We start from the raw sequence: 15,790 nt of genomic DNA, 5'->3' as shown, positions 1-15,790 counted from the left end.
CACGGTGTAGGAACCTCGATCTTCTCACCGGCAAAGTGCACCTGTCGCCATATCAGCTGCCACACACCCCGCACTACCTGCGGATTCGGGTCAGACGTACCGCTCCAGGATCGAGGACTCCGCCAGTCGGGAAAGCCCCTCGCGCACACTCCGTGCCCTGGCCTCGCCGACGCCGTCCACGGCCTGGAGGTCGTCCACGCTGGCGGCGAGCAGCTTCTGAAGGCCCCCGAAGTGCTCCACCAGCCGCTCGATGATGGTTCCGGGCAGGCGCGGCACCTTCGCGAGCAGCCGGTAGCCGCGTGGTGAGACCGCGGAGTCGAGCGTCTCGGGCGAGCCGCTGTAGCCCAGCGCCCGTGCCACCACGGGGAGTTCGAGCAGCTCGGTGTGCGTGAGGGTGTCCAGTTCGGCCACGGCCTCGGCGACCGTACGGGACCGCCTCGCGGTCGGCTCGGGCACGTAGTCCCGCACGACCAGCTCCCGCTCCGGCTCCACGCCGGCGATCAACTCGTCCAGCTGGAGCGAGAGAAGGCGTCCGTCGGTACCCAGCTCCACGACGTACTCGGCGATCTCGGTGGCGATCCGGCGCACCATTTCCAGCCGCTGCGAGACGGCCGTGACGTCCCGGACGGTCACCAGGTCCTCGATCTCCAGCGCGGAGAGGGTGCCCGCGACCTCGTCCAGCCGGAGCTTGTAGCGTTCCAGAGTGGCGAGGGCCTGGTTGGCGCGGGACAGGATCGCGGAGGACTCCTCCAGGACCCGGCGCTCCCCGTCGACGTACAGCGCGATCAGACGCATCGACTGGGAGACCGACACCACGGGGAACCCGCAGGCCTTGGAGACACGGTCCGCCGTGCGGTGGCGGGTGCCCGTCTCCTCGGTCGGGATCGAGGCGTCCGGGACCAGCTGGACGCCGGCCCGCAGGATCTTGGTCATGTCCTTGTCGAGGATCAGCGCGCCGTCCAGCTTGCACAGCTCGCGCAGGCGCGTCGCGGTGAACTCCACGTCGAGCACGAACCCACCGGTACACATGGATTCGACGGTTCTGTCCATGCCGAGAACGATCAGCCCGCCGGTGTTGCCGCGCAGGATGCGTTCCAGGCCGTCACGAAGGGCCATTCCGGGCGCGACCGCGCTCAAGGAGGCGCGCATCAGCGCTTCGTTCCCCGTGCCTTGGCCGGACTTTCCGGGCGTTGACGCCCGGTCGTTGGCTGCCACTGCACTCCTCCGGTCACAGGTTGCGGTGCCCTTGCGTCCCTCGTACCGTTCGTACGGACGGGCGAGACCAGGGCAAAGTCTACCGGCGTGCGCCGTCGTCCTGTGGTCCGTCCGGGCGAGACCGGCGCGGAAGCACTCGCAGAGCGTCTCCCATGTCGGCGACTTCCGTGACCTTCATGCCCGCGGGGACCTGCCCAGGGTCCCTCGGAACCAGGGCGTGCTTGAACCCCAGACGGTATGCCTCGGCCAGTCTGCGCTGGACGCCCGTCACCCTCCTGACCTCCCCGGCGAGCCCCACCTCACCGATCGCGACCAGGTTCTTCGGCAGCGGTGTGTCGCTCGCCGCGCTGGCCAGTGCCAGGGCGATCGCCAGGTCAGCGGCCGGCTCGGTGAGCTTCACGCCGCCCACCGTCGCGCTGTAGATGTCCCGCTTTCCGAGCGCGCTGATCCGGCCCCGCTGTTCCAGGACGGCCAGCATCATCGAGACCCTCGACGTCTCCAGACCCGAGGTCGTGCGCCGGGGTGACGGGATCTGCGAGTCGACCGTCAGTGCCTGTACCTCGGCGACCAGGGGGCGCTTGCCCTCCAGGGTGACCGTCAGGCAGGTACCCGGGACGGGCTCGTCGCGGCGGGTCAGGAAGAGTCCCGACGGATCGGCGAGACCGGTGATGCCCTCGTCGTGCAGCTCGAAACAGCCGACCTCGTCCGTGGCGCCGTACCTGTTCTTGACGCCGCGTACGAGCCGGAGGCGCGCGTGCCGGTCGCCCTCGAAGGACAGCACGACGTCGACGAGGTGTTCCAGGAGCCGCGGTCCGGCGATGGCGCCGTCCTTGGTGACATGGCCGACCAGCAGTGTCGACATGCCGCGATCCTTCGACGCCCTGATGAGCGCGCCGGCGACCTCGCGGACCTGTGCCATCCCGCCGGGCGCGCCGTCGATCTCCGGCGAGGCGACCGTCTGTACGGAGTCGAGGACGAGCAGGGAGGGCTTGACCGCGTCCAGATGCCCCAGGACGGCGGAGAGATCGGTCTCGGCGGCCAGGTAGAGGTGGTCGTTGATGGCCCGGATCCGGTCGGCCCTCATGCGCACCTGGCTGGCGGACTCCTCGGCCGTGACGTAGAGCGTGAGATGGTCCTCGCTGGCCGCCTTCGCCGCGACGTCCAGCAGGAGCGTCGACTTGCCGACGCCCGGCTCGCCCGCGAGCAGCACGACGGCGCCCGGCACGAGGCCGCCACCGAGCACCCGGTCCAGCTCACCGACGCCGGTGGAGCGGGCCGTGGCCTGGCGGCTGTCGACCTGGCCGATGGGCAGGGCCGCGGTGGAGACCCGGCCTGCCGCGGTCGTGCGGACGGCGGGGGCACCGCCGAACTCCTCGACCGTCCCCCAGGCCTGGCACTCCGGGCAGCGGCCGAGCCATTTGGCGGTCGTCCAGCCGCACTCGGTGCAGCGGTAGGACGGCCGGTCCTTCGCGGATTTCGTACGGGCAGCCATGACGTCACCGTATAGGTGAGGTCCGACAGCACCGGCCGTGGGAGCGGTAGGCGAACATGCGCCCGATGCGCCGATTCCGGTGGAATGCGGAATTCCCGTCCGCTTTGAAGGGAGAGCGTCACTCGTAAGGATTAAATGTCGCAAAGTGCAGTCAGGGGTTCGGCCTCGTCTGCCTACGGTCGCAAGGTGACGACCAGCAGGCTGGAGACCTCCGTACGCACCACCGGCGCACACCGGGCGCACCGACGCGCGGCGCACCCGTCGGCGGCTCGACCGTCCGCGCGGCACGAGCCGTACCTCGACGGCCTGTTCACCTACTGCCTCTCCGTCCTCTGCGACCACGAGGCGGCGACCGACGCCCTGGGGCTCGTCCTGGCGATCGCCGAACGGCAGGACGGCCGGTGCCCCGAGGCAGAGGAGGAACGTAAATCCTGGCTGTACGCCCTGGCCAGGTGGACATGCCTGCGTGCGCTCACCGAGCAGCGCCGTGGCCGGCAGGCCCACCGCCGGCAGTCCGTCCCCGCCCCGCCGCCGACCGTCACGCACGCCTCCCCGGAGGATGCCGCGGGTCCGGGCCGTCCCGCGGAGTCCCCGGCGTCCGAGGCGCGCAGGCGCGAACTCGCGCAGCTGGCCTGGCCGGAGGCGGCGGGCACCACCCCCGAGCAGCGCGAGGCGCTGGAGCTCGCCGTGCGCCACGGGCTGACCTCGCGAGCCGTCGCCGCGGTCCTCGGTCTGGACGTCGGCAGCGCCCGGGAACTCCTGGCCGGAGCCGCCTGCGAGGTGGAGCGCACCCGCGCCGCACTCGCCGTCGTGGAGAAGGGGGACTGTCCCGCCGTGGCCAGGCTCACCGGCACGCACCAGGTGCTGCTCTCGACGGTCCTGCGCAGAGAGCTCGTCCGGCACGTCGATGACTGCCCCCGCTGCCGCCGGGCGGCCGAGCGGGCGGGTGCGGCCGGGCCCTGGCCCGGGACGGCGGTCGGCCCAGTCGCGTCGCTGCCGGTCGTCGAGGCACCCCGCCCCTCCGTCCGCGTCGCCCTGGCTCACGCCCGGCGCTCCAGGTCCGGCGCTCCGCGCTTCGGCAGGACGGGCTTCCCGCTGGACCCGAAGGACCATGCCGCCCGCCGGGACCGGCTGCGCGCCCGGGTCGTGACGACGACGGTGGTCGCGACGGTCGTCGCCGCGCCGGTGATCGCCCTGTGGGCCGCCTACCGGGGCGCTCCGCTCACGGGGGAAGGGCGTGACACACCGGTCACCGCGACGGACGTCGACGTGGAACCGGGTCCCGGCGACGACGAGTACGACCACTACGAGAACGCGGGCAACGCCCGGCCCGAGGCGGACGACAGCTTCACGGACGGCGCCCGCAGGCCGGACGTGTCCGCCGAGGTCGTGAGCGTCGGGGCCTCCCCGGACGCCGCCGGCAGCCTCGCCGTCTCGGCCCGCTCGTCCGCCGGCCGTACGACGATCACCCTGACGGCGACCGGCACCCGCGCGGTGTCCTGGTCGGCGCGGACACAGGCCCCGTGGCTCCGCCTCAGCCGCTCGTCCGGCACGGTCGCGCCCGGCCGGAGCGTCACCCTCCAGGTCTTCGTCGTCCGGGCGGCCGAACCGCGGGGCCCCTGGGCCGCCCGTGTCGTCGTCGCACCCTCGGGGTCCGCCGTCGCGATCACCGGTTACGGCGCGGGCACCCCGCGTCCGGGGAGCCCGTCTCCCGGCATGTCATCCGAACCACCGGGCCCCACGCATTCGTCGCCGCCCCCGACGCCCGATCCGACCCCGGACCCGACGCAGTCGCCGGACCCGACGCCCACACCGACGCCCACGCCGGATCCGACCGAACCGACGCCGTCACCCACCGGCGAGCCGTCGCCGGCCGAGCCCTCGTCCGGTACGACGCCTCCGGACGAGCCCTCGGAACCGGCCGGCTGAGCCCGCACGCGGCGGCGGCCCGCGCGACGGCGGGACAGATCCACCCCCGCACGCGACGGCGGCCCGGTCCGCGGGGCGAGGAGCTCACACCGCACACGGGGCCGCCGTCGGAGCGGGCGGGAGCCGGGCCTTCTCAGACCGGGTCCGCCGGGTGCGGGGCCATCGGGAGCAGCGACGCCAGCCGCTGCTCGCACAGCTCGGCCAGCCGGTCGTACGCCTCCTTGCCCATCATCTCGGTGAGCTCGGGCCGGTAGGACACGTAGACCGGATCACCGGCACCGTGTGCGGAGGTCGCCGACGTGCACCACCAGTGCAGATCGTGACCGCCGGGGCCCCAGCCGCGGCGGTCGTACTCCCCGATCGAGATCTGGAGCACACGGGTGTCGTCGGGCCGCTCGATCCAGTCGTACGTCCGGCGCACCGGCAGCTGCCAGCACACGTCGGGCTTGGTCTCCAGCGGTTCCTTGCCCTCGCGCAGTGCCAGGATGTGCAGCGAGCAGCCCGCGCCGCCCTCGAATCCCGGCCTGTTCTGGAAGATGCAGGAGCCCTCCCAGCGCCTCGTCTGGCGCTCGCCGTCCTCGTCGACGCCGACCCAGCCGGTCTTCGCGCCGACGTCGTGGAACTGCCAGATCTCCGGTGTGAGCCGGGCGACGTGTCCGGCCACCCGCTTCTCGTCGTCCTCGTCGGAGAAGTGCGCGCCGAGCGTGCAGCAGCCGTCGTCGGCGCGGCCCGCCTGGATGCCCTGGCAGCCGCTGCCGAAGATGCAGTTCCACCTGGACGTCAGCCAGGTCAGGTCGCAGCGGTAGATCTGCTCGTCGTCGGTGGGATCGGGGAATTCGACCCAGGCCCGCGCGAAGTCGAGCTCCTTCTCGTCGGGCCCGCCCGGCCCTGTCTTTTCCGGCTGCGGCGTCTCCTGCTTCGGTCCGTGCTGCTTCTTCGTGGCTTTGTCCGGCTTCGCCTTTTTCGTCTTTGGCACGCGCCCAGAGTAAGCCGCAGTAGCGTTCCCGTATGAGACTCGGAGTCCTCGACGTGGGTTCGAACACGGTGCATCTGCTGGTGGTCGACGCGCACCCCGGTGCGCGACCGCAGCCCGCACATTCGCACAAGGCGGAGCTGCGGCTCGCCGAACTCCTCGACAGGGACGGGGCTATCGGCCCCGAAGGCATCGACCGCCTCGTATCGACGATCGCCGAAGCCCTTCAGGCCGCCGAGGACAAGGGCTGCGAGGACGTGCTGGCGTTCGCGACCTCCGCCGTGCGCGAGGCGGGGAACGCCGATCAGGTGCTGGCGCGCGTCCGGGACGAGACAGGGGTGACCCTGGCGGTCCTCAGCGGCGAGGAGGAGGCCCGGCTGACGTTCCTGGCGGCCCGCCGCTGGTTCGGGTGGTCCGCGGGGAAGCTGCTGGTCCTGGACATCGGCGGCGGTTCGCTGGAGGTCGCCTTCGGCATGGACGAGGAGCCGGACGCCGCCGTCTCGCTGCCGTTCGGCGCGGGCCGCCTCACGGCCGGCTGGCTGCCGGGCGATCCGCCGGACCCGACGGACGTGCGCGCCCTGCGCCGTCACGTCCGCGCCGGCATCGCCCGCTCGGTCGGCGAGTTCACCCGGCTGGGACCGCCCGACCACGTCGTCGGGACGTCCAAGACCTTCCGGCAGCTCGCCAGGATCACGGGCGCCGCCCGCTCCGCCGAGGGGCTGTACGTGCAGCGCGTCCTCACCCGTAAGGCGCTGGAGGAGTGGGTACCGAAGCTGACGACGATGACCGTGGAGCAGCGCGGGCACCTGCCAGGGGTCACCGAGGGGCGCGCCGCGCAGTTGCTGGCCGGGGCGCTCGTCGCGGAGGGGGCGATGGATCTCTTCGGGATCGAGGAGCTGGAGATCTGTCCCTGGGCGCTGCGCGAGGGCGTCATCCTGCGGCGTCTGGACCACCTGCCGACGGCGCAGGCGGCCCTGGCCTGATCCCGCCGGGGCGGTCATGGTCCTTCTCACTTTCAGCCGGGGTCCCCGAAGGACGCGTACCGCTGCCCTTACGCTGTCCTGGTGGCAGAACCAGTGGTGCGCATCCCGGATGCGAAGGTCGCCCTGTCTACGGCCTCCGTCTATCCGGAGTCGACGGCGACGGCCTTCGAGCTCGCCGCACGCCTGGGTTACGACGGCGTGGAGGTCATGGTCTGGACCGACCCCGTCAGCCAGGACATAGAGGCGCTGAAGCGGCTGTCGGACTACCACCAGGTGCCGATCCTCGCCGTGCACGCGCCGTGTCTGCTGATCACCCAGCGGGTCTGGTCCACGGACCCGTGGGTGAAGCTCCAGCGGGCCAGGGACGCCGCGGAGAAGCTGGGTGCCTCTGCCGTGGTCGTGCACCCCCCGTTCCGGTGGCAGCGCAACTACGCCCGCGACTTCATCACCGGAATCTGGCGCATGGCCGACGAGACCGATGTGCGCTTCGCCGTCGAGAACATGTACCCGTGGCGCTACCGGGACCGCGAGATGCTCGCGTACGCACCGGCCTGGGACGTCAGCAACGACGACTACCGGCACTTCACCGTGGACCTCTCGCACACCTCCACCGCGCGGACCGACGGCCTGGCGATGGTGGACCGGATGGGCGACCGGCTCGCGCACGTCCATCTCGCCGACGGCAAGGGCTCCGGCAAGGACGAGCACCTGGTGCCCGGCCGGGGCGACCAGCCGTGCGCCGAGCTGCTGGAACGGCTGGCCCGTACCGGTTTCGACGGGCATGTGGTCATCGAGGTGAACACCCGCCGGGCCATGTCGTCGGCGGAGCGCGAGGCGGACCTCGCGGAAGCACTCGCCTTCACCCGGCTCCACCTCGCCTCGTCGGCGCAGGCGCCCCGCTCGTGACGTCAGGCACCGGCGGACCCGCCCCGCGGCGCAGGGGCCGCCCCGCCCGCACGGCGCACACCGCGGGTCCCGATGCCAGGACCCGCATCCTGGAGGCGGCCCGCGCGGAGTTCGCCGAACGCGGCTACGACAAGACGTCGATGCGGGGCATCGCGAAGGCGGCGGGCGTGGACGCGGCCCTGGTGCACCACTACTTCGGTACGAAGGACGAGGTCTTCGCCGCCGCCGTCGAGGTCTTCTTCGAGCCTGCGCTCGTCATCCCCTCGATCCTGGACGGCCCCTCCGAGGATGTCGGGGAGCGGCTGGCGCGCTTCTTCATCGGTGTGTGGGAGAACCCGGTGTCCCGGGCGCCGCTGCTGGCGATCATGCGCTCCGCGCTCACCCACGAGGCGGCGGCTAAGGTGCTGCGCGGCTTCGTGCTGCGCCGGCTGCTGGAGCGGATCGCGGCGGACCTCGACGTGCCTGACCCGACCTTCCGCGCGGAGCTCGCGGCCTCCCACATGATCGGTATCGCGATCCTGAGGTACGTGATCCAGGCGGAGCCGCTGGCGTCGGCCGACCCGGAGAAGATCATCGCGATGGTGGCTCCGACGCTCCAGCGGTACCTGAGCGAGGGGTGACCCCCGGCCCGTCGTCGGGCGGCCTTCGCGCCGGGCGGTCCCGGCCCGCACCCGGGAGGGTGTTCGTTCAGCCCGTGTCCCTGCCTGCCCGCCGAGCACCCCGTCCCGCATATCGGACGGTGTGTCCAGATCTTGGCACAGTGGGCGTACGCTCAAAGGGAGTCTTTTCTGTCGAAGGAGCGAGAGACGATGCCCCAGCTGAGGTCCCGCACTGTCACCCACGGCCGCAACATGGCGGGCGCCCGCGCCCTTATGCGGGCGTCCGGCGTAGCCAGTGAGGACATTGGCAAGCCGATCATCGCGGTGGCCAACTCCTTCACCGAGTTCGTGCCCGGACACACCCACCTCGCCCCCGTCGGCCGGATCGTCTCCGAGGCGATCAAGGCGGCGGGCGCGGTGCCCCGCGAGTTCAACACGATCGCGGTGGACGACGGCATCGCCATGGGCCACGGCGGCATGCTCTACAGCCTCCCCTCCCGCGACCTCATCGCGGACAGCGTCGAGTACATGGTCGAGGCCCACTGCGCCGACGCCCTGATCTGCATCTCCAACTGCGACAAGATCACCCCCGGCATGCTGATGGCCGCGATGCGCCTCAACATCCCCACGGTGTTCGTCTCCGGCGGTCCGATGGAGGCCGGCAAGGCCACCCTCGTCGACGGCACGGTCCGCAAGCTCGACCTGGTCAACGCGATCAGCGACGCCGTCGACGAGAGCGTCTCCGACGAGGACATCCTCCGCATCGAGGAGAACGCCTGCCCCACCTGCGGCAGCTGTTCCGGCATGTTCACGGCCAACTCGATGAACTGCCTGACCGAGGTCCTCGGCCTCTCCCTCCCCGGCAACGGCTCCGTCCTCGCCACGCACACCGCACGCAAGGCGCTGTACGAGAACGCGGGCCGCACGGTCGTCGAGATCACCAAGCGCTACTACGAGCAGGACGACGAGACCGTCCTGCCGCGCGCCATCGGCACCCGCGCCGCGTTCGACAACGCCATGGCGCTCGACATCGCGATGGGCGGCTCGACCAACACGATCCTGCACCTGCTCGCCGCGGCGGAGGAGGCCGAGCTCCGCTACACCCTCGACGACATCAACGAGGTCTCGCGCCGCGTCCCCTGCCTCTCGAAGGTGGCCCCCAACGTCGCCCCCGGCGGCACGTACTACATGGAGGACGTCCACCGGGCGGGCGGCATCCCCGCCCTCCTCGGCGAGCTGCACCGGGCCGGGCTGCTCAACGAGGACGTGCACTCGGTCCACTCCGACACCCTCGCCGAGTGGCTCAAGGAGTGGGACGTCCGGGGCGGCTCACCGTCCCCCGAGGCCGTGGAGCTCTGGCACGCCGCCCCGGGCTGCGTCCGCAGCGCGACCGCCTTCTCTCAGTCCGAGCGCTGGGACACCCTCGACCTGGACGCGGCCGGCGGCTGTATCCGCGACCTGGAGCACGCGTACTCCAAGGACGGCGGTCTCGCGGTCCTCAAGGGCAACCTCGCCGTGGACGGCTGCGTCGTGAAGACGGCGGGCGTCGACGAGTCGATCTGGACCTTCGAGGGCCCGGCCGTCGTCTGCGAGTCGCAGGAGGACGCCGTCGACAAGATCCTCCGCAAGGAGATCAAGGAGGGCGACGTCGTCGTCATCCGCTACGAGGGCCCGCGCGGCGGCCCCGGCATGCAGGAGATGCTCTACCCGACGTCCTTCCTGAAGGGCCGCGGGCTCGGCAAGAGCTGCGCGCTGGTCACCGACGGCCGTTTCTCCGGAGGTACGTCGGGCCTGTCCATCGGGCACGCGTCGCCGGAGGCGGCGTCCGGCGGCACGATCGCACTCGTCGAGGACGGCGACCGGATCAGGATCGACATCCCGAACCGCTCGATCGACCTCCTCGTCCCCGACGCGGAGCTCGCCACCCGGCGCGATGCGCTCAACGGCGTGTACGCGCCGAAGAACCGTGAGCGCAAGGTGTCGGCTGCTCTGCACGCCTACGCGGCGATGGCGACGAGCGCGGACCGGGGCGCGGTCCGCGACGTCTCCAAGCTCGCCTGACCCGCAGCCTTTCCGTCCGGCCCCGTCCCTGGTCTCACCGGTGGGCGGGGCCGTCCGCGCCCAGCGCGAACACGTCGGCCGGCCCGACCTCCCGCGGCCGCTGGCCCTGTTCGGGTGCCATACAGGGGGCGAGCCGATCAGCTTGCCGGTCGCGGTCCGCTTCCGGATGTGATCCGGTCCCTCGCAGCGGCGGCATCGCCCACCCCCGTGTATTCGTTCACATGCGCGACGCGCGGAGCCTGGTCGAAGGTGCGTGCGAGGAGAGTGGGGCTTGTTAGCCTGCGCGTCGTCACGTTCGTTACTCGACGGGGGAGGCCCTCATGGGCGTTGGAGAGCACACAGGAACCACAGAGGGCGGTGCCGATGCGGCGGCGCTCGCGGCGGACGTCGTCCGCTACCCGATCGCGCCCGGCTACCGCGTCAACGTCCGCAGGGGACCCGGCACCCAGTACGGCATCGTGCGGACCCTTCCGTACGGGATGAGCGTCCCGGTCTACTGCCAGAAGCCGGGCGAGCGGGTGTCCGGGCCGTACGGCACGTCGAACCTCTGGGACAACATCGCCTCGGGCGAGTTCGTGTCGGACGCCTACGTCCACACGGGCAGTGACGGCTACATCGCGCCGCGCTGCGACTGACGGAGCACGCGCCCGCCCTGGGACAATCGGTCCCGTGAGCGAGAAGAGCGAAGCACCCGGCACCCCCTCAGTCAGCCCGGCACGGGCCGGGAGCGCCCCCGGGCCGCAGCCCGAATCCCTCCGTTTCTTCGGCACGACCTGGGTCGACCACGACGGCGGATACGGACTGCGGCGTGCGGGGGTGACGGTCGGCTCGCTCGCGGCCGCCGTCGCCTCGTGCTTCGTCCTCCGCTTCGCCTACCAGGGCCTGGAGATCGCCGAGGTCGGCGGCTTCGTCGGCACGCTGGTGGTGCTGATGTTCGCGGTCTGCAGCGCCATCGCCTTCCGCCAGACCTGGGAGGGATTCGGCCGACGGTCCGCCGACCCGTCCCAGGACGACAGGCTGCGCGGCCTCAAGTCGATCGGCTTCATCGGCTCGCTCCTCGCCTACTTCCTCCGTTCCTTCCGGGAGGCGCCGGGCGAGAAACTGCTGCGCACGGAGTACGAGACGGCGCTCGCGCAGTACGCGAAGCGCCGCTCGTCCCGGACCGGCAACCCCGCGTCCCGCACGAGGGGCGAGGGCAAGCGCCCCCGGCGCGGGTAACGCGGCGGAACCGCCCCGCGCACCCCTTGGGCACGTGCAGGATGAACCTATGTCTGCAACCGTGCCCCGCGCCCTTTCGTTCGACAGCGCCGCCGCTCTCTACGCGGCGGCGCGACCCGGATACCCGCCCGCACTCCTGGACACAGTCGAGGAGCTGGCCGGCCGCCCCCTGCGCGGTGCCCACGCGCTCGACGTCGGCGCGGGAACGGGCATAGCGACCCGCCTGCTGCACGCCCGCGGCGCCTTGGTCACCGCCGTCGAGCCCGGGCCCGGCATGGCGGCCGAGCTGCGCCGGTCGCTGCCCTCGGTCCCGGTCGTCAGGGGCGACGGCAACCGCCTCCCCCTGGCCACCAAGTCGGCCGATCTGATCACCTACGCCCAGTCCTGGCACTGGACCGATCCGGTCCGCGCCCTGCCCGAGGCGCTGCGTGTCCTCCGTCCCGGTGGCGCCCTCGCCCTCTGGTGGAACGTCGCCGACGACTCCGTCCCCTGGGTCGTGGACCAGGGCGAGCGGCTGCGCCGTCACCTCGGCGTGGGCGACAGCACCCCCGGCGTCCCGGGTGGTGCCGGTTCGCGCAACCTCGCGCAGTCGTCCGGCGGAGAGTTCGCCCGGCGACTGCTGCCGTGGTCCCGAACCGTGCCGGTCGACACGCATCTCGCCAACCTCTCCAGCCACTCCGCCTTCCTCGTGCTCGGCGCCGACGGTGAGGCGTCCACCCGCCGGTTCATGGACGAGGAGCGCAACCATCTGGCCGCCGTGTTCCCCGACGGCATGGTCGAGGAGCGCTACGTGGTCGAGCTCGGTGTGCTGGTCCGCTGAATCCTCCGGTCGGCCACGTCGCATCCCTTGACGTGGTCGCTTCGGCGGGATCAATATTCATCACATGATGAATTGCCCGGGTGTCGCGAACGCGGGGGCCGTCGAGGCCCGTGCCCTCACCGTCGTACGAGGAGACCGCGCGGTCCTGCGCGGGCTCGACTTCACCATCGAGCCGGGCAGGATCACCGGCCTGCTCGGCCCCTCCGGCTGCGGCAAGTCCACGCTGATGCGGTCCGTCGTCGGTACGCAGGCCAACACCACGGGCACTCTGAACGTCCTCGGCCGGCCCGCCGGACACCCGGCCCTGCGCCCGCGCGTCGGCTACGTCACCCAGGCCCCGTCCGTCTACACCGACCTCACCGTCCGGCAGAACCTCGACTACTTCGCGGCCGTACTCCGGCCGGGCCGCCGGCACCGCGCCGACCGCGAGGAGACCGTCACCCGCGCCATCGCCGACGTCGATCTCACCGGTCACGCAGACGCACTGGCGGGGAACCTCTCCGGCGGCCAGCGCAGCCGCGTGTCCCTCGCCGTCGCCCTGCTCGGCACCCCCGAGCTCCTGGTCCTCGACGAGCCGACCGTCGGTCTCGACCCCGTACTCCGCCGCGACCTGTGGAACCTCTTCCACACCCTCGCCGCCGAACGGGGCACCACCGTCCTCGTCTCCTCGCACGTCATGGACGAGGCCGAACGCTGCCACCGGCTCCTGCTGATGCGCGAGGGCCTGATCCTCGCCGACGAGACCCCCGACGCCCTCCGCACCGCGACGGGCTCCGCCACCGTCGAGGAGGCGTTCCTCCACCTCGTGGACGAAGCCGCCGCCACCCGCCAGGAGACCACTCGATGAGCACAGGCGCCCCCGTACTCACCCCGGCCAGGACCCTGGCGACCGCAGCACGCGTCCTGCGACAGCTCCGCCACGACCCCCGCACCATCGCCCTGCTACTGGTCGTCCCGGTCGTGATGATCACGCTGCTGCGCTACGTGTTCGACGCCAACCCCCGCACCTTCGACTCCATCGGCGCCTCCCTGCTCGGCATCTTCCCGCTGATCACGATGTTCCTGGTGACCTCGATCGCCACCCTCCGCGAACGCACCTCGGGAACCCTCGAACGGCTCCTCGCCCTGCCCCTCGGCAAAGCCGACCTGATCGCCGGGTACGCCCTGGCCTTCGGCGCGATCGCCGTCGCCCAGTCACTCCTGGCCACGACCATGTCCGTCTGGGTCCTCGGCCTCGACGTGGTCGGGTCACCCTGGCTGCTGCTCCTGGTCGCCCTGCTCGACGCACTCCTCGGCACCGCGCTCGGCCTGTTCGTCTCGGCCTTCGCCGCCTCCGAGTTCCAGGCCGTCCAGTTCATGCCGGCCGTGATCTTCCCCCAGCTGCTGCTGTGCGGACTGTTCACCCCACGCGACCAGATGCACCCGGCCCTCGAAGCCCTCTCCGACGTACTGCCGATGTCCTACGCCGTCGACGGCATGAACCAGGTCCTCGCCCACACCGACGTCACGGCCGACTTCTACCGCGACATCCTGGTCGTGGCGGGCTGCGCCCTGCTCGTCCTCTGTCTCGGCGCCGCCACCCTCCGCCGCCGCACCGTGTGACGGGGCGGTGCGAGGATGGCGGCCACCACACGTACCGCGTACCGCGCACCGCCCCCCGGAGGATGAACCGCATGACCCAGACAGTCGCAGTCCTCGGTACAGGAAAGATCGGCGAAGCCCTGCTCAGCGGCATGATCCGGGCCGGCTGGCGGGCCGCCGACCTGCTGGTGACCACACGCCGCCCCGAGCGCGCCGAGAAGCTCCGCACCCGTTACGGCGTCGAGGCCGTCACCAACGCCGAGGCCGCCAAGAACGCCGACATCCTCATCCTCGCGGTCAAGCCCCAGGACATGGGGACGCTCCTCGGTGAGCTCGCCCCCCACCTCACCGTCGACCGCCTCGTCATCAGCGCGGCCGCGGGCATCACCACGGCCTTCATCGAGGACAGCCTCGCCGAAGGCACCCCGGTCGTACGCGTCATGCCGAACACCCCCGTGCTGGTGGACGAGGGCATGTCCGTCATCTCGGCCGGCCGGCACGCCACCCCCCAGCACCTGGGGCACGCCGAGGCGATCTTCGGCGGTGTGGGCAAGACCCTCCGCGTCCCGGAGTCCCAGCAGGACGCGGCGACCGCCCTCTCCGGCTCGGGCCCCGCCTACTTCTACTTCCTCGTCGAGGCGATGACCGACGCCGGCATCCTCCTCGGACTGCCCCGCGCCCAGGCCCACGACCTGATCGTCCAGGCCGCCATCGGCGCCGCGGTGATGCTGCGGGACAGCGGTGAACACCCCGTCAAGCTCCGTGAGGCCGTCACCAGCCCGGCCGGCACCACCATCAGCGCCATCCGGGAACTGGAGAACCACGGCGTACGGGCAGCCCTCATCGCCGCACTGGAAGCCGCCCGCGACCGCAGCCGCGAGCTGGCCACGGGCAACGGCTGACCCGCTACCCCACCGCGGCCACCAGTTCCTCGGTGCGCACCACGCTCGCGAACCCACCGCCGTGCAGCGTCACGGCGGTGGCCCGCGACAGGTCGTCCGCGCTCAGCTTCCAGCCCTACCTCGCCGAACGTGTCCGCCACCACGTTCTGCCGCACCCCGGCTTCCCTGAGCCATGCATCGAGTTCCGTAGAAGGCGGAGTTCACCGACTTGGTCAGGAACAGCTCGGGCCCCCGGCCCCTGCACCGCCGCTCCTCGACGTACCCCTTTTGAACGCGTTCCCCGCGTAACCCGTCCGCAGCGGCGAGTACGGCTTGGGGGAGTCGTGCCGTACGAATACGACAGGCCGCCCGCTCGACTGCCATGCGTCCAGGAGCTCCGCGATGTTCCGGTCCGCCCCGGGGTTGTCGCGCGGGCCCCGGTAGTCCTCCTCCTCGAACCCCTCCCGCACGTCGGCGACCACCAGCGCTGCGTTCTCCGCGATCTCCATACCCCCACTCCCCACACCCCGTGCCGACCGGGACGCGGACGCACTGGCCCAGGTGCGTGCCCACGCGCTGACCCATTTGGCGCAACCGCACACAGTGACCGCTCTGGCGGCCCGTGTCGGCATGTCCGCACGCACCTTCGCCCGCCCTCGAACGGACCGACTTGGCACTGCCCGGGGTGGCCCGACGCGCCGGCTTCGGAAGCGAGGTCACCATGCGCCAGCACTTAGCGGCACACGTGGCCACCAGCCCCCGTGACTACCGGCTCGCGTTCCGCGTGCGGGGCGGCGAGGCCAGGGGTTGACACGCCCGTTCCGGGTCCGTAGTGTGCTCCGAGTTGTCCGACGTGAGCGCCGACCCCGGTCGGTCCCCGGACAACCAATCCGCAGTGACCACTGAAAACCAGCGACATCTGTCGTGGCGTTTTTCCGTGCACACGTGCGAAATGAGGAATCAGCGTTCGAAGGACCCCCGATTAGCGTCGGGGCCAGGGATTCCGCTAAAGTCTCACTCGTCGGAACGGCTCAACGGCCGGGAAGACAAACCCCGCTGACTGGGAATCAGGCCCGAAAGGATCTGATAGAGTCGGACTCGCCGGAAAGGGAAACGCGAAAGCGAAGAACTG

Annotated in this window: 14 protein-coding genes and 2 pseudogenes; 12 read left to right on the top strand and 4 right to left on the bottom strand. The window is 71.5% G+C overall.

Going from position 1 to position 15,790, the window contains the following annotated elements; genetic code table 11:
• Positions 1–90 precede the first annotated feature (90 nt).
• Both disA and radA read right to left on the bottom strand, forming a co-directional pair.
• Positions 91–1,215 (bottom strand): DNA integrity scanning diadenylate cyclase DisA, encoded by a 1,125-nt coding sequence (disA, locus tag ACFU5K_RS28720; RefSeq protein ID WP_384066768.1) that lies wholly within the window; start codon positions 1,213–1,215, stop codon positions 91–93.
• 79 nt (positions 1,216–1,294) lie between these two features.
• Complete coding sequence (radA, locus tag ACFU5K_RS28715; RefSeq protein WP_384066767.1) at positions 1,295–2,707, bottom strand: DNA repair protein RadA; 1,413 nt, start codon at positions 2,705–2,707, stop codon at positions 1,295–1,297.
• 135 nt (positions 2,708–2,842) lie between these two features.
• Here radA and ACFU5K_RS28710 point away from each other — a divergent pair, with 135 nt between their 5' ends.
• Positions 2,843–4,636, top strand: coding sequence for a hypothetical protein (locus tag ACFU5K_RS28710; protein ID WP_384066765.1), 1,794 nt, complete (start codon positions 2,843–2,845; stop codon positions 4,634–4,636).
• A 133-nt stretch (positions 4,637–4,769) separates the two neighbouring features.
• On the opposite strand, the gene ACFU5K_RS28705 is transcribed toward ACFU5K_RS28710, so the two are convergent.
• Positions 4,770–5,612, bottom strand: coding sequence for a hypothetical protein (locus ACFU5K_RS28705; protein ID WP_384066763.1), 843 nt, complete (start codon positions 5,610–5,612; stop codon positions 4,770–4,772).
• 32 nt (positions 5,613–5,644) lie between these two features.
• Between ACFU5K_RS28705 and ACFU5K_RS28700 the strand changes: the two genes are divergently transcribed.
• The 10 genes from ACFU5K_RS28700 (at position 5,645) to proC (ending at position 14,679) form a co-directional block, all read left to right on the top strand.
• The gene (locus tag ACFU5K_RS28700; protein WP_384066761.1) at positions 5,645–6,592 is read left to right on the top strand and encodes a Ppx/GppA family phosphatase; all 948 of its coding nucleotides are present in this window, start codon (positions 5,645–5,647) and stop codon (positions 6,590–6,592) included.
• Positions 6,593–6,673: 81 nt separating this feature from the next.
• Entirely contained in the window at positions 6,674–7,498 is an 825-nt protein-coding gene (locus ACFU5K_RS28695) for a sugar phosphate isomerase/epimerase family protein (protein ID WP_384066759.1), read from the top strand.
• A complete protein-coding gene (locus ACFU5K_RS28690) occupies positions 7,495–8,118 on the top strand; it encodes a TetR family transcriptional regulator (protein ID WP_384066757.1) in 624 nt (207 codons plus the stop codon). Before ACFU5K_RS28695 ends, ACFU5K_RS28690 begins: the two co-directional genes overlap by 4 nt.
• A gap of 189 nt (positions 8,119–8,307) precedes the next feature.
• Positions 8,308–10,158 carry a dihydroxy-acid dehydratase gene (ilvD, locus tag ACFU5K_RS28685; protein WP_384066755.1) on the top strand — a complete coding sequence of 617 codons (1,851 nt, stop codon included), beginning with the start codon at positions 8,308–8,310 and terminating at the stop codon, positions 10,156–10,158.
• 320 nt (positions 10,159–10,478) lie between these two features.
• On the top strand, positions 10,479–10,793 hold the full coding sequence (locus ACFU5K_RS28680) for an SH3 domain-containing protein (RefSeq protein WP_384066753.1): 315 nt from the start codon (positions 10,479–10,481) through the stop codon (positions 10,791–10,793).
• Between the two features lie 34 nt (positions 10,794–10,827).
• Positions 10,828–11,376: a hypothetical protein gene (locus tag ACFU5K_RS28675; protein WP_384066751.1), complete on the top strand. Its 549-nt coding sequence runs from the start codon at positions 10,828–10,830 to the stop codon at positions 11,374–11,376.
• A 49-nt stretch (positions 11,377–11,425) separates the two neighbouring features.
• Positions 11,426–12,196, top strand: coding sequence for a class I SAM-dependent methyltransferase (locus ACFU5K_RS28670; protein WP_384066749.1), 771 nt, complete (start codon positions 11,426–11,428; stop codon positions 12,194–12,196).
• Positions 12,197–12,260: 64 nt separating this feature from the next.
• Positions 12,261–13,043, top strand: a complete 783-nt coding sequence (locus ACFU5K_RS28665; protein ID WP_384066747.1) for an ABC transporter ATP-binding protein — start codon at positions 12,261–12,263, stop codon at positions 13,041–13,043.
• Positions 13,040–13,798, top strand: a complete 759-nt coding sequence (locus ACFU5K_RS28660; protein WP_384066745.1) for an ABC transporter permease — start codon at positions 13,040–13,042, stop codon at positions 13,796–13,798. The genes ACFU5K_RS28665 and ACFU5K_RS28660 overlap by 4 nt, the downstream gene beginning before the upstream one ends.
• Before the next feature lie 71 nt (positions 13,799–13,869).
• Positions 13,870–14,679: a pyrroline-5-carboxylate reductase gene (proC, locus tag ACFU5K_RS28655; RefSeq protein WP_384066744.1), complete on the top strand. Its 810-nt coding sequence runs from the start codon at positions 13,870–13,872 to the stop codon at positions 14,677–14,679.
• Between the two features lie 4 nt (positions 14,680–14,683).
• On the opposite strand, the pseudogene ACFU5K_RS28650 reads toward proC, so the two are convergent.
• Positions 14,684–15,167: pseudogene (locus ACFU5K_RS28650) on the bottom strand (isochorismatase family protein).
• A gap of 10 nt (positions 15,168–15,177) precedes the next feature.
• Here ACFU5K_RS28650 and ACFU5K_RS28645 point away from each other — a divergent pair.
• Positions 15,178–15,469, top strand: a pseudogene (locus ACFU5K_RS28645) (AraC family transcriptional regulator); the annotation flags it as partial.
• Positions 15,470–15,790 lie beyond the last annotated feature (321 nt).

This window comes from Streptomyces sp. NPDC057428 (genome assembly GCF_042803195.1).
Lineage (GTDB): Bacteria > Actinomycetota > Actinomycetes > Streptomycetales > Streptomycetaceae > Streptomyces.
The sequence above is the reverse complement of the archived record's forward strand: the minus strand, read 5'-3'. Positions and strand labels throughout refer to the sequence as shown.

Bases quoted from the DNA above. Each gene is read 5' to 3' on its own strand.
- ilvD (WP_384066755.1), top strand. From the start codon at position 8,308: ATGCCCCAGCTGAGGTCCCGCACTGTCACCCACGGCCGCAACATGGCG.
- ACFU5K_RS28680 (WP_384066753.1), top strand. From the start codon at position 10,479: ATGGGCGTTGGAGAGCACACAGGAACCACAGAGGGCGGTGCCGATGCG.
- ACFU5K_RS28660 (WP_384066745.1), top strand. From the start codon at position 13,040: ATGAGCACAGGCGCCCCCGTACTCACCCCGGCCAGGACCCTGGCGACC.
- ACFU5K_RS28700 (WP_384066761.1), top strand. From the start codon at position 5,645: ATGAGACTCGGAGTCCTCGACGTGGGTTCGAACACGGTGCATCTGCTG.
- ACFU5K_RS28670 (WP_384066749.1), top strand. From the start codon at position 11,426: ATGTCTGCAACCGTGCCCCGCGCCCTTTCGTTCGACAGCGCCGCCGCT.
- ACFU5K_RS28710 (WP_384066765.1), top strand. From the start codon at position 2,843: ATGTCGCAAAGTGCAGTCAGGGGTTCGGCCTCGTCTGCCTACGGTCGC.
- radA (WP_384066767.1), bottom strand. From the start codon at position 2,707: ATGGCTGCCCGTACGAAATCCGCGAAGGACCGGCCGTCCTACCGCTGC.
- ACFU5K_RS28665 (WP_384066747.1), top strand. From the start codon at position 12,261: ATGATGAATTGCCCGGGTGTCGCGAACGCGGGGGCCGTCGAGGCCCGT.
- proC (WP_384066744.1), top strand. From the start codon at position 13,870: ATGACCCAGACAGTCGCAGTCCTCGGTACAGGAAAGATCGGCGAAGCC.